The sequence below is a fragment of the Leisingera aquimarina DSM 24565 genome, from assembly GCF_000473165.1.
In the GTDB taxonomy this organism is placed as follows: domain Bacteria; phylum Pseudomonadota; class Alphaproteobacteria; order Rhodobacterales; family Rhodobacteraceae; genus Leisingera; species Leisingera aquimarina.
Map to the genome: position 1 here is coordinate 113002 of NZ_KI421504.1, position 13308 is coordinate 126309.

Consider the following 13308-nt stretch of genomic DNA (forward strand, 5'->3'; position numbering starts at 1 on the left):
TGTCCTGAAGTTTCAGATATCCGGTTGCCGCTGGCAGCCGGGCTTCAGAACCTGTCCAGCAGCCGTTGAAGGTAATTGCGCTCCCGCTCGCTGCGTTCACGCTCTCCTGCCCGGCGGCGGATATCCTCCAGCAGATTCCAGGCGCGGCGGTAGGCATTGCCGTCTCCCACCTTCCCGCCATCATCTACCGATCCGTTGCTGCGGCCCAGCGGGTCCAGCCGCTCGCCCCGTGCCGTGGCCGAAGGCTGCCCCTGGCCATTGCGCTGGCTGTCTTCGCGCTGCGCCAGCGCTTCGCCCAGGTTGCGCATGCCTTCGCGCAGCGCTTCCATGGCCTCTGACTGCTGATCAATTGCTTCGGCCATATCACCGCCGCGCAGCGCATCTTCTGCGCCCTCCATCGCCCGGCCGGCCCGGTCCAGCGCTTCGCGGGCGGCATCGCCGGCCTCGCCATCCAGATAGGGCAACCCCTCCTGCTGGCGCTGCAATTGCCGGCGCAGGGCCTGCTGGCGATCTGCAAGCGAACCGCCCGCACCCTGCTGCTCGCGGCCATCGGGGCCGGAACCTTCGGGATTGCGGCTGTTGGCACCATCGCTGCCCTGCCCGTCCTGGCCGCTGTCGCCGCCCTGCCCGCCCTGATGGCTCTGGCCGCGGCCCAGACCGCCGTCACGTCCTTCGTTGCCCTGGCTCTCGCCGCTGCGGGCTCCGGGATTGAACTGTTCCTGCAGGTCACGGAATGCCTGATCCGACAGCCCTTGCTGTTCCCGCAGGGTTTCCCCCAACCCCTCCATCGCCTCCCGGCCCTCGTTGCTGCCTTGCCCCTGCTGAGAGCGGGTCATCTGCATATTTTCCATCATTTCCTGAAACTCGCGCAGCGCCTGCTCGGCTTCGGCCATACGGCCTTGCTCCATCAGCTCCTGAATACGGTCCATCATCGCCTGCAGGTCATCCTGGCTGAGGGTCATCATATCCTCGGGCATCTCGCCCGGCTCCATCACCTCGCCATTCGCCTCTGCCTGCCGGCTCAGCTGGCGCATATAGTCCTGGGTCGCCTCGCGCAGCTCCTGCATCAATTGGGCGATTTCCTGATCGCTGGCGCCATCGCGCATGGCCTGGCTCAGCCGCTCCTGCGCCCGCTGCATCCGCTCCAGCGCGTCGCCCACGTCGCCCTCTTCCAGCTGGATCGCAAGATCCCAAAGCGCCGCAGTGATTTCTGCTTGCTGCAGCTCCGCGAGGCTGCCCTGCACAGTATAGCTTTCCAATCGCCGCAGGATGGTGCGCAGCCGCAGGTAATCGCCATAGTCGCGGAACAGGCCTTCGGGGCGGTGCGACAGGGTGCGCAGGATCTGCGCCACCCGCGGCGCATTGGCGCGCGCCCACAACAAATCCCGGCGCTGTTCGATCACCGCAGCCGCCAGCGGATCAAAGAAACGGCGGGTGACAAGTTCGGTGCCAAAGCCGGCAGCCGCCGCGGACTGCCCGGCCTCATCCACCGCCGAGAACGTGAACACCACCGGCAGGTTGGCCCAAGGGTGCCGGGCAAAATCCTCGATCAGCTTTTCAGTGAACTCCTTGCGCGAACCGGACAGCGGCAGCGGCAGGTCCAGCACCAGCGCCTCACGCGGGTCGGGGTCTGCGGCCAGCCCGTGGCGGCGCTCTACTGCAGCCAGGTCCAGTGCAATCCGGACCTGGCCCGCGGCGACGCCATAGTCATCGCGGGCCGCAAAGGCCAGCGTCGTATAGCCGTCGTTCTCCAGCTCCGGCTGGCCGGCAACCGCCACCTTGGGCGCATGGTCCGGGACCACCTTCACCTGCCAGCTGCGTCCGCCGGGGCCATCGATTGAGACGGAGCCGCTGCGAGTAACGTCGAATTCGATCGCATCGTCCAAGTCCGGCGGCAGTTCTGCGCTTTGTCCTGTGACGCTCTGCGACAGATTGAGCGCCCCCGCCTCGCCGTAAAACCGCAGCGTGACGCGGCTGCCTTCCGGCAGTTTCAAGATGCCCCCGGCCTGATCGTTCAGATACAGAACCGGCAGGCGGGTATAGGCAGGCGGCTCTGCCCAGCCTTCCCAGGCCGGACCGTTGAGGGCGGCTGTGCCATCCGCTCCCAGCTCCTTGATCGAAACTGCTTGCCAGATCGACCCGAACAACAGCGCCACCGCCAGAAACAGCCCCGCAACGTATCGCAGCGCATAAGGGTCCGCTGCGGCAACGTTCAGATCCGGTGCAGGCGCCCGCGCCCGTGCCGCGGCCTCAGCCATCCGGCGCTGATGCGCGTTCCACAAGGCGATCGATGCGGCATCCTCTGCCCCGACGGCCTGGGTGTCCAGCATCGCTGAAACCGGCCGCCCCGGCAGGGTTTCGTCCAGACGTGCCAAAGCCTCGCCCCGGGCGGGCCAGCGGAACCCCCAGACACCCCAGCCTGCGGCAGCTGCGGCAGCCACAACAATAACGATTGCACCGGTCCAAACCGCTGTTTCCGGCAGCAGCAGATGCAGACCGAGCATCAGCGCCGCCTGCGCCGCCATCAGCACCGAGGCCAGCGGCCAGAAGGCCCGCATCGCGCGTTCGGCCACAAGTCCGGACTGCGTCAGCAGCACAGGCCAGCGCAGGCGCTTCAGGACCGGATCAGCCTGCCGGTCATCTCGGCGGAACAGGGACATACGGGCCTCACGATCTGATGGCCCGCGCCGGATCGCGTCAGAGCCACTCCGGAATGGTATCGCGGTTTATCATCTCTTCATAGTCCGGCCGCCGGCGAATAACCGTAAATTGATCCCCATGCACAAGCACTTCGGGGATCAAAGGCCGCGAGTTATACTCGCTGGCCATCACCGCGCCATAGGCACCGGCGCTGCGGAAGGAGACCAGATCCCCCGCCGCCAGCGGCGCCAGATCGCGCTGCTTGGCAAAGGTGTCGCCGGTCTCACAGACCGGGCCGACGATGTCATAGGGCTGGCTCTCAACACCTGGCGCAGGCTCCTGCACTGGCACGATATCGTGATGCGCCTCATACATCGCCGGGCGGATCAGATCGTTCATCGCCGCATCCAGGATCAGGAAATCACGGCCCTCGCCCGATTTCACATAGATCACCTTGGACACCAGCTGGCCCGCATTGCCAGCAATCAGCCGCCCCGGCTCGATCTCGATTTCGCAGCCCAGATGACCCAGCGTCTCCTTGACCATCTTGCCGTATTCCACCGGCAAGGGCGGCGCGGTGTTGGAACGCTCGTAAGGAATGCCCAGACCGCCGCCCAGATCCAGACGGCGGATATCATGGCCTTCGCCGCGCAGGATCTCGGTCAGCTCCGCCACCTTTTGGTAGGCCAGCCGGAACGGCTCCAGGTCGGTCAGCTGCGAGCCGATATGGACGTCGATCCCCACCACGTCCAGCCCGGGCAGGGCCGCGGCGCGGGCATAGACCTCACGCGCGCGGGCAATCGGGATACCGAATTTGTTCTCGGATTTACCGGTGGCGATCTTGGCGTGGGTCTTGGCGTCCACATCCGGGTTCACCCGGATGGTGACCGGCGCCACGGTGCCCAGCTCCTGCGCCACGGCGCTGATCACTTCTATCTCTGGTTCGGATTCGACGTTGAACTGGCGGATGCCACCGCTCAGCGCCACGCGGATTTCCTCTGCTGTCTTGCCGACGCCGGAAAAGACGATCTTGTCTCCCGGGACCCCTGCCGCCTTGGCGCGCAGGTATTCGCCCTGGCTCACCACATCCATGCCCGCGCCGGCCTGCGCCAGGGTCCTGAGGATCGCCTGGTTGGACGCCGCCTTCATCGCATAGCAGACCAGGTGTTCAGTGCCCTCAAGCGCCTCGTCGAACAGCCGGAAGTGGCGCAGCAGAGTGGCGGTCGAGTAGACGTAAAACGGAGTGCCCACCGCCGCGGCGATCTCGGAGATGGGAACGTCTTCGGCGAAAAGCGCGCCGTCGCGGTAGAGAAAATGATCCATGTGCCGCGTTTAGGGCAAAAGGGGCAGATGGATCAAATGATTCCGCCCGGGCCGCGGCCGAAACAAAGCAGCGCTCCCGCCCACCGCAGACGCATCAAAGATGCGCCCGCGCCGGTTGGGCCGGGCGCCGCGCTAGCGCGGCGGGGCCGTCTTGCTCCACTGGCCGGTCGAGGGCCGCAAAACGGCGGTACCGGAAGACCTCCCTGCCAGCCCCGCCATGACCCGGCTAGCGTCCCGGGCTGGGCCAGCGGCAGGTTTCGAGTATTTGAAAAAAGATGAAACGCGAGTCCGCCTCTTCATCGTTCTCAAAATACTCACTGCGCAACCGCAGCACCGGGATGCAACGCCAAGGCGTTGCGCATCCGGCGCGCGCTTGCCTCACCGCATTTTAAACCCGCTCTGCCATGATCCTGCTTGATCGCGATCGCCACCGGGCCTGGCATCCCCGGCATTATGGAACAGGGCTCTTTGGCGAGGGCACGCAGAGACAACGTTTAGAATGCGGGAGGAACCTCCCGTCCCGCCTCCGCCTCTTGGAGCCGCCGCCATTCCTAACCACTGAAGTTCAGCGCATCAGATACAGAACGGACAGCAGCAGACAGCAACCGGACGGGGCGCAAGCCCGGGCTGCAGAATACTGCATTTCTAAAAAGTATGGGACACCCCGACCCGCCCATATCCGGACACCGAGACACCGGTTTCGGCAGGTTCATGTTTTTGCGGCGGATTGGCCGCCGGCGCGGCGGCATCGCAGGCCGCAAGGCCAAAGAGGGCCAGAAAAACAACGGCAGCTTTCATCGCAATATCCCCAAGTAAAAACCGCCCCGGCAGCTTGCAGAGGCGGCTCCGAAGTGGTGTTTCAACACTGGAGCGTCAAGGGCGCAGGCGTCTAGAACCCCAGGAAGACGCTGACCGGCCCCTTATGCAGCCCGACAGCGCCGCCCACGTGGACCCCGCTGTCACCGATGCCGACACCGGCGTTCAGTGTCGGCTGCACCGGCTCGCCGTCCACGCCGCAGGCGGTGAGAACCGCCAGCCCGAACAAAGCAAAACCCAAATTACGCATGTTCAGCCTCCTTGCTGCTGCCCAGCCCCTGCGGTCTCAGCCCGCCAGGATCTCCCTCCAGCGGGCGACCTGCGCGCGCACTTGCGCGGGCGCGGTGCCGCCATAAGACATGCGCGAGTTTACTGAATTCTCAACGCCAAGCACAGAGAAGATGTCGTCCGTGATACCTTCGTGAACACCCTGCATGTCTGCAAGCGAAAGGTCCGGCAAATCACAGCCGCGGCTTTCGGCCATGGCCACAAGCGTGCCGGTCACATGGTGGGCATCGCGGAACGGCACCTTCAACACCCTGACCATCCAGTCTGCCAGGTCGGTGGCGGTGGAAAAGCCCGAGCCTGCCGCCGCCGCCAGGCTCTCGCGGTTGCCGGTCATATCCTTGACCATGCCTTCCATCGCCGCCAGCGCCAGCATCCAGTTGTCGGCCGCGTCAAAGACCTGTTCCTTGTCTTCCTGCATGTCCTTGGAATAGGCCAGCGGCAGCCCCTTCATCACCATCATCAACGCGGTGTTGGCGCCAAAGATCCGGCCCACCTTGGCGCGGATCAGTTCGGCCGCGTCGGGGTTCTTCTTCTGTGGCATAATGGACGAACCGGTGGAGAACCGATCGGACAGGGTGACAAAACGGAACTGAGCCGAGGACCAAATCACCAGCTCTTCGGCAAAACGGGACAGGTGCACGGCGCTGATCGAAGCCACGGACAGGAACTCCAGCGCAAAATCGCGATCCGACACTGCGTCCAGCGAATTTGCCGCCGGGCGGTCAAAGCCCAGCGCCTTTGCGGTCATCTCGCGGTCGATCGGGAAGGAGGTGCCCGCCAGCGCCGCCGCGCCCAGCGGCGATTCGTTCATCCGCGCCCGCGCATCGCGGACCCGGGACAGATCACGGCCGAACATCTCCACATAGGCCATCATGTGATGGCCCCAGGTCACTGGCTGCGCGGTCTGCAGGTGGGTAAAGCCCGGCATCACCCAATCCGCCCCCGCCTCAGCCTGTGACAGAAGCGCGCGGATCAGCGCCAAGAGACCCGATTCAGCCGCATCCAGCTGGTCACGCACCCAGAGTTTGAAATCGGTCGCCACCTGATCATTGCGCGAGCGGCCCGTGTGCAAACGGCCTGCGGGCTCTCCGATGATTTCCTTCAGGCGGGCTTCCACATTCATGTGGATGTCTTCAAGTGCCGTCGAAAACTGGAAGGTTCCGCCCTCGATCTCTGACAAAACGGTGAGCAGCCCTTCCCGAATGGCTTCGGCATCATTATCCGTAATAACGCCTGCTGCGGCCAACATTGCCGCATGGGCCCTTGAGCCTGCGATGTCCTGTGCTGCCATCCGCTTGTCGAACCCGATCGAGGCATTGATCGCCTCCATGATCGCGTCGGGACCTGCGGCAAAGCGGCCGCCCCACATCTGGTTCGAGGATTGATCTGTCATGGTGTGGAACCCCGGAGATAAAATGCGTCTGTTTCGTCAGCTTTCCCTTTATATGGCCCTCGCCTTGGGTGCAAATGCCGCGGCTGCGGCGGATCAGGCACAGCTGGAGGCCCTGCGAGAAGACAGCCTCCGGCGCCTGGTCGTGCATTCCGAGCCGCGGGATGTGTCCGCAACCGCGTTTGAGCTGGCCGACGGCGCCGGCACCGCCAGCCTGGAAGACTACAAGGGCAAAGTGGTTCTCTTGAACTTCTGGGCCACCTGGTGTGCCCCTTGCCGCAAGGAAATGCCGCAGCTTTCCGAGCTGCAGGAGGAGTTCGGCGGCGAAGATTTCGAGGTGCTAACCATTGCCACCGGGCGCAATTCGCCCGCGGGCATCCAGAAGTTCTTTGACGAGAACGGCATCAGCAACCTGCCCCGTCACCAGGACCCGAAACAGGCCCTGGCCCGCGAGATGGCGGTGATCGGCCTGCCGATCACGGTGCTCCTGGACCGCGACGGCAAGGAAGTGGCGCGGCTGCTGGGCGATGCCGAGTGGAACTCGGACAGCGCCAAGGCGATTGTTCAGGCGATGATTGGCGAGCAAACGGACAGCGCCGCAGCCTCCAATTGAAAGAAGCAGCCTGATCTGGCAGACTCTCCCGGCGTTCTGTTTACAAGTATACCGGGAGGGACCCCCCATGAAAATCCCGCATCTGACTGCATGTGCCGCAGCACTCTGCATCGCAGCCGCCGCGCCCGTGAGCGCTGGAGCCATCAAGAAGCAAAAAAGACTTCTTAACCATGATCGTCTGCAAGAAACTTGTCGCTGGTGATCATTGGGTTCTCGCCAGCGCGGACGGAAAACTGACGGGCGTTTCTCCCAAAGGCGAGAAGATCGTTGGCGCCTGGGTTTGGAACAAGCGCTTTTTCTGCAGAAATGTCTTTATTGGGCAAAAACAGCTGCCTGAGAATTGTCTGTCCGTTTCGGTGGACGGCAACACGGTGACCTTCACTCGTGACAAGGGTAAAGGCAGGGCTATCACCTACTCATTCTGACAACGCTTCCCCTGACCCGGCAGGATTTTGCACTACCTGTAAACCGAGGGACGGCCCGAAGAGGCGCCCTGGCATAGGGTGGAGAGTGAAATGAAACCTGTTGTGTTACTGATTGGCAAGCTGCCGCATGTGATCGGAAATGTCGCAGAGGAGCTGGATCATCTGCCAATCCAATGGCTGGGCGCGCATGATCAGCCCGAAGTGGTGCGCCAGCTGGAAACGGAACCGCGCATCGAATGCGTAATCATGGGGGCCGGCCTGGACGATCAGATCCGCGGCGACCTGATTGGCATCATTGCCGCGCTCAGACCCGATGTCTGCATCCATCTGAAGGACCGCACGTCGGGGCCCGAAGGGCTGGTGCCCTTTGTCGAGCAAGTGGTGCAAATGCAAGTCCTGGCACCACCGAAACGCGCAGCAGCGGCGGTTTAGGCAAGACCCGCCCGCGGGCGGCTCACAGTCCCTGCCCTGCCGGCCGGGCAAGATCCGCTTGACCCCACGCCACCTTTGACAGCTGTCAGCCCGCCCGCCAGTCTAACTTGCGGGAGGAGACAATGCCGCTTGAACTGCTGCTGGCCCTGGTTGCGGGCGGGATATCCGCAATTGCCGCAATTCTGCATCTGACGGGACGGTCAGAACGCACCGTGCTGACACAAGCCAGTGCGCGCGATGCTTGGCTGCGGCATTGCCCCGGCGACAGTATCCGCCAAGTGCGGCCCGCGGCAGACGGCCATGCCGCGCTGATCGCAGCCCAAAGCGGCGCGGGCCTGGTTTGGTCCTTTGGCGCCGATACCGTGGCCCGGCATCTGAACGGCGCGGCTGTGTCCCCGGTTTCGGCCGGTTTGCAGTTTGACTTCAACGACTTCAGCGCTCCGGGCCTGACTCTGGCACTGACAAGCGCCGAGCGCGAACACTGGCAGGCGCTGATCGCCGCCGCCGAGGAGGCCGCATGACCGGACAGATATCCTATCCTGACGTGACCCAGCTGGCGGTGCCGTTCTTCATCGCCGCCATTCTGGCCGAACTCCTGTGGATCGCCCTGAAGAAACGCGGCGGGCGGTATGAGACGCGCGATGCCGTCACCTCGCTGATCATGGGCGCGGGCAGCGTTGCCGAAGGGCTGCTGCTGGGCTTTGTCGCCTGGGGGCTCCTGATGCTGCTTTGGCAGATCACGCCGCTGGACATGGGCACTTCTCTTTGGGCCGTGCTGGTGTGTTTTGTGCTGGACGATCTGCGCTATTACTGGGTGCACCGCTTGGGCCACCGGGTGCGCTGGGTCTGGGCCAGCCATGTGAACCACCATTCCAGCCAGCATTATAACCTGACCACCGCGCTGCGGCAGACCTGGACCGGCACCTTTACCTTTATAATGATCGTGAAGGCGCCGATGGTGCTGCTGGGGTTTCACCCGGCGCTGGTGCTGTTTTGCGGCGGGCTGAACCTGATCTACCAGTTCTGGATCCACACCGAGGCCATCACCCGGCTGCCGCGCTGGTTTGAGGCGGTAATGAACACCCCCAGCCACCACCGCGCGCATCACGGCCGCAATGCGCGCTACCTGGATTGCAACTACGCCGGCGTGTTCATCCTCTGGGACAGGATGTTCGGCACATTTGTTCCCGAGCAGGATCACGACCGCCCCGATTTCGGCCTGGTGCACAACATCGCCAGCTTCAATCCGCTGCGGGTGGCCTTTCATGAATGGGCGGGCATTTTCAAGGACATGGCCCGGCCCGGCCTGACCTGGAAACAGCGGTTGCTTTATGCTCTTGCACCGCCGGGCTACAGCCACGATGGCAGCCGCAGCACCTCAGCCGGGATCAAGGCAGACCATCTCGCACGCCACCCCGAGGACGCGGGCACTCCCGGCTTTGGCAACTAAGGCACAATCACCCTCAACCAGAACATCATTCAAATTCGAACTTTAATTCCGCTTCAACCCTTTTGCGTGAAACTGCCGGGAGCATCATACTGTGTCACAACTTTGCCGGAACAGGGTCCCAGCAGCACATGAACATACCCCTCGACAATGCAGATTTACCTGAAGGCTCTGAAAACCCGCTGAACGCGGCGGTAATCGGCCGCGACCGCTCTACGCTGGACATGGTTGCAGATGCGGTGCGCCACAATCAGACCGTGCTGGCCTATCAGCCCATCATGCAGGCCATGGCGCCGCATGGGGTGGCGTTCTACGAGGGTTACATCCGGGTGCTGGATCCGACCGGCCGGGTGATTCCCGCCCGCGAATTCATGCATGTGGTCGAGGACAAGGAAATCGGCCGCGAGATGGACTGCCTGGCCCTGCAGCATGGATTGCGGGCGCTGGATAAATACCCGCAGATCCGCTTGTCTGTGAACATGTCGGCCCGCTCCATCGGCTATCAGCGCTGGTCCAAGGTGCTGGACCGGTTCCTGAAACGCGACGCGAAGCTGGGTGAACGGCTGGTTCTGGAAATCAGCGAAGCCTCAGCCATGGCGGCGCCGGAACTGGTCACAGACTTCATGGGGCGGATGCAGCAGCACGGGATCGCCTTTGCGCTCGACAATTTCGGCGCCAGCACCACCGCGATCGGCCATTTCCGCCAGTTCTTCTTCGACGCGGTCAAGATCGACGGCCAATTCGTGCGCGGTATTCACGTCAGTCATGACAACCAGTCCGTTGTGCGCGCTCTGGTCGGCATCGCCAAGCAATTCGATATGTTCACTGTCGCGGAATCGGTGGAAAGCCAGGAGGATGCGGAGTTTCTGGTAGAAAACGGAGTTGATTGCCTGCAAGGCTACCTGTTTGGCGCCCCTTCCGTCTCGCCGCCCTGGATTGAGAACATGAAGCAGCGCCGGGAGGCAAGTTGAGCGCGCCAGCGGAACCGATACCGCTGATGATCGCGGAAATCAGGCTGGCCAAAATGATCACAGGACGCCCCCTTCGCAGGGCACGGATCTATTAGGGTGCAGTTAGGGACAGGACGCCTGTCTGCCCAGCCAGGCGGAGGCGCCGCGAACCCGCAGCCTTGGCGGGCAACGTCATAGCGCGCTGTCCCGATCGTACTCACATCATTGCCTCAGGCTTGATTGCCCCTGGCCTAGATTATCCCTGTCCTGACAGCCCTGCAATTTCTGTATTCTCAAGGCCAGGTTGGTGATGCCATTTGCGTGACGTTTCGCTGCTTTGCGGAAAGATCTCGTCCGGCTGACGCGAATCCTGTGCCGCAGTGCGTTTCTGGCGGTTGACTCTGCTGCCCCCCCTGAGACACCCTGTCAATTGCTGCACGTGCAGCAATAGATTATGTCGGCACCCGGAGGATACGGGGAAGATTCTTGCGCGCTCGATTTCACATCTGGCACGCAGAGGCCCCCCGGAAGACCTGAATTGATGGCAGAGGACCCAAATCAATGACCAATGTTGTAATCGCATCCGCCGCGCGCACCGCCGTCGGCTCCTTTGGCGGCTCATTCGCCAGCACCCCTGCCCACGATCTCGGCGCAGCCGTTCTGGAGGCCGTGGTGGAGCGGGCCGGTGTGGACAAATCCGAAGTATCGGAAACTATTCTCGGCCAGGTTCTGACCGCCGCCCAGGGCCAGAACCCGGCCCGTCAGGCCCATATCAATGCAGGCCTGCCGCAGGAGAGCGCCGCCTGGGGCCTCAACCAGGTTTGCGGCTCGGGCCTGCGCGCCGTTGCACTGGGTGCGCAGCACATCATGCTGGGCGACGCCTCTATTGTGGCCGCCGGCGGCCAGGAAAACATGACCCTCTCCCCCCATGCCGCGCATCTGCGGGCGGGCCAGAAGATGGGTGACATGAAGTACATCGACACCATGATCCGCGATGGTTTGTGGGACGCTTTCAACGGCTACCACATGGGCCAGACCGCGGAGAACGTGGCCGAGCAGTGGCAGATTTCCCGCGAGATGCAGGACGAGTTTGCTGTTGCTTCGCAGAACAAGGCGGAAGCGGCACAAAAAGCCGGCAAGTTCGCAGATGAAATCGCCGCCTTCACCGTCAAGCACCGCAAGGGCGACATTGTGGTGGATCAGGACGAATACATCCGTCACGGCGCCACCATGGAAGCCATGCAGAAACTGCGTCCGGCCTTTGCCAAGGACGGGTCCGTCACCGCCGCCAACGCCTCGGGCCTGAACGACGGCGCCGCCGCCACGCTGCTGATGAGCGCCGATGAAGCCGAAAAGCGCGGCATCGAGCCACTAGCCCGCATCGCGTCTTATGCCACTGCAGGCCTGGATCCCTCGATCATGGGCGTCGGCCCGATCTATGCCTCGCGCAAAGCGCTGGAAAAGGCCGGCTGGGCCGTAGGCGACCTGGACCTGGTCGAAGCCAACGAAGCCTTTGCCGCCCAGGCCTGTGCGGTGAACAAGGACATGGGCTGGGATCCGTCGATTGTGAACGTGAACGGCGGCGCCATTGCCATCGGCCACCCGATCGGCGCCTCGGGCTGCCGGGTGCTGAACACGCTCCTGTTCGAAATGAAACGCCGCGGTGCCAAAAAAGGCCTGGCGACCCTGTGCATCGGCGGCGGCATGGGCGTTGCCCTGTGCGTTGAACGCCCGTAACGGGCACAAAACCGCAAAAAGTGAAGGACGCCCCTGCGGCGTCCTTTTTCTTTTACAAAACAAGTATATACTATGGGTGCGACAATTTTCTCGCGGCATCGCAGCAAGATCACCACGCAATATTGTTGCGCCCGCAAAATGAAAACTGTAGCAAGATTACCAAGAGACTAATACTGGAGGATTCTTGAATGGCACGTACTGCACTCGTCACCGGCGGTTCCCGCGGCATCGGCGCAGCAATTTCCCAAGCGCTGAAGGCGCAGGGCTGCAATGTCGCCGCCACTTACGCCGGCAATGACGAAGCCGCGGCAAAGTTTACCGACGAAACCGGCATTAAGACCTATAAGTGGAATGTTGGCAGCTATGAAGACAGCGCCGCCGGCATTGCCAAGGTCGAAGCGGACCTGGGCCCGATCGACATCGTGGTGGCCAATGCCGGCATCACCCGCGACGCGCCGTTCCACAAGATGACGCCGCAGCAGTGGCAGGAAGTGATCGACACCAACCTGACCGGCGTGTTCAACACCGTTCACCCGATCTGGCCCGGCATGCGCGAGCGCAAGTTCGGCCGCGTTGTCGTAATCTCCTCGATCAACGGCCAGAAGGGCCAATTCGCCCAGGTGAACTATGCTGCGACCAAGGCGGGCGATCTGGGTATCGTGAAATCGCTGGCCCAGGAAGGCGCGCGCGCAGGCATCACCGCCAACGCTATCTGCCCCGGCTATATCGCCACCGAAATGGTGATGGCGGTTCCGGAAAAAGTGCGCGAGTCCATCATTGGCCAGATCCCGGCCGGCCGTCTGGGTGAGCCGGAAGAGATCGCCCGTTGCGTGGCCTTCCTGGCCTCCGACGAATCGGGCTTCATTAACGGCTCGACCATATCGGCCAACGGCGCACAGTTCTTTGTCTAAACGGGTCTTCCTCTGATCTTTCGTATCGGAAGAAACGGCAAGGGCCGGTCCTGATGGACCGGCCCTTTTCTATCCCGTAAGTGCCTTTTTCTGAAATCAGAGCGCGCTCAGGCCCAGCGGGAAACCTTGGGACGAAGGGCTGGCACAGGCCGCGCGCCAAACAGCCAGGTCCAGGCCTGTTTCAGCACCTGACCGCGTTCGGCATGGGCACGGGCCATGGCAGACTTCACGGCGGCATCAGCAGAGTATTCCAGCATCTTCGGCCTCCTTTTCGGATCAGTATCCTTTACCTGCATTCAATATGAGGACGTTCCGTCAAACGCACAAACGAGACTT

Annotated in this window: 14 protein-coding genes; 8 read left to right on the plus strand and 6 right to left on the minus strand. The window is 62.8% G+C overall.

The annotated features are described in order from the left end of the window. Window positions 1–44: 44 nt before the first annotated feature. From AQUI_RS0104350 to argH, 5 genes are all read right to left on the minus strand, one after another. Window positions 45–2660, minus strand: a complete 2616-nt coding sequence (locus AQUI_RS0104350; RefSeq protein ID WP_035919795.1) for a TIGR02302 family protein — start codon at window positions 2658–2660, stop codon at window positions 45–47. Window positions 2661–2697: 37 nt separating this feature from the next. After that, window positions 2698–3963 carry a diaminopimelate decarboxylase gene (lysA, locus tag AQUI_RS0104355; protein WP_027256421.1) on the minus strand — a complete coding sequence of 422 codons (1266 nt, stop codon included), beginning with the start codon at window positions 3961–3963 and terminating at the stop codon, window positions 2698–2700. Window positions 3964–4608: 645 nt separating this feature from the next. Beyond that, window positions 4609–4761, minus strand: coding sequence for a hypothetical protein (locus AQUI_RS29700; RefSeq protein ID WP_169730771.1), 153 nt, complete (start codon window positions 4759–4761; stop codon window positions 4609–4611). A 91-nt stretch (window positions 4762–4852) separates the two neighbouring features. After that, complete coding sequence (locus tag AQUI_RS31135) at window positions 4853–5029, minus strand: hypothetical protein (RefSeq protein ID WP_169730772.1); 177 nt, start codon at window positions 5027–5029, stop codon at window positions 4853–4855. Between the two features lie 36 nt (window positions 5030–5065). Then, a complete protein-coding gene (argH, locus tag AQUI_RS0104375; RefSeq protein ID WP_027256422.1) occupies window positions 5066–6460 on the minus strand; it encodes an argininosuccinate lyase in 1395 nt (464 codons plus the stop codon). Between the two features lie 22 nt (window positions 6461–6482). Between argH and AQUI_RS0104380 the strand changes: the two genes are divergently transcribed. From AQUI_RS0104380 to phbB, 8 genes are all read left to right on the plus strand, one after another. After that, window positions 6483–7070: a TlpA disulfide reductase family protein gene (locus AQUI_RS0104380; RefSeq protein WP_211235994.1), complete on the plus strand. Its 588-nt coding sequence runs from the start codon at window positions 6483–6485 to the stop codon at window positions 7068–7070. Between the two features lie 170 nt (window positions 7071–7240). Further along, window positions 7241–7495, plus strand: a complete 255-nt coding sequence (locus AQUI_RS27160; RefSeq protein ID WP_035919797.1) for a hypothetical protein — start codon at window positions 7241–7243, stop codon at window positions 7493–7495. 90 nt (window positions 7496–7585) lie between these two features. Continuing rightward, complete coding sequence (locus AQUI_RS0104390) at window positions 7586–7927, plus strand: hypothetical protein (protein WP_027256424.1); 342 nt, start codon at window positions 7586–7588, stop codon at window positions 7925–7927. Window positions 7928–8049: 122 nt separating this feature from the next. Beyond that, window positions 8050–8448: a hypothetical protein gene (locus tag AQUI_RS0104395; protein WP_027256425.1), complete on the plus strand. Its 399-nt coding sequence runs from the start codon at window positions 8050–8052 to the stop codon at window positions 8446–8448. Further along, window positions 8445–9377, plus strand: coding sequence for a sterol desaturase family protein (locus AQUI_RS0104400; protein WP_027256426.1), 933 nt, complete (start codon window positions 8445–8447; stop codon window positions 9375–9377). The genes AQUI_RS0104395 and AQUI_RS0104400 overlap by 4 nt, the downstream gene beginning before the upstream one ends. Before the next feature lie 128 nt (window positions 9378–9505). After that, window positions 9506–10345 (plus strand): EAL domain-containing protein, encoded by an 840-nt coding sequence (locus AQUI_RS0104405; protein WP_027256427.1) that lies wholly within the window; start codon window positions 9506–9508, stop codon window positions 10343–10345. A 540-nt stretch (window positions 10346–10885) separates the two neighbouring features. Further along, window positions 10886–12061, plus strand: a complete 1176-nt coding sequence (locus AQUI_RS0104410) for an acetyl-CoA C-acetyltransferase (protein ID WP_027256428.1) — start codon at window positions 10886–10888, stop codon at window positions 12059–12061. A gap of 188 nt (window positions 12062–12249) precedes the next feature. Continuing rightward, window positions 12250–12972 (plus strand): acetoacetyl-CoA reductase, encoded by a 723-nt coding sequence (gene phbB, locus AQUI_RS0104415; protein ID WP_027256429.1) that lies wholly within the window; start codon window positions 12250–12252, stop codon window positions 12970–12972. A gap of 107 nt (window positions 12973–13079) precedes the next feature. On the opposite strand, the gene AQUI_RS31140 is transcribed toward phbB, so the two are convergent. Continuing rightward, window positions 13080–13229 carry a hypothetical protein gene (locus AQUI_RS31140; protein ID WP_169730773.1) on the minus strand — a complete coding sequence of 50 codons (150 nt, stop codon included), beginning with the start codon at window positions 13227–13229 and terminating at the stop codon, window positions 13080–13082. Window positions 13230–13308: the final 79 nt, after the last annotated feature.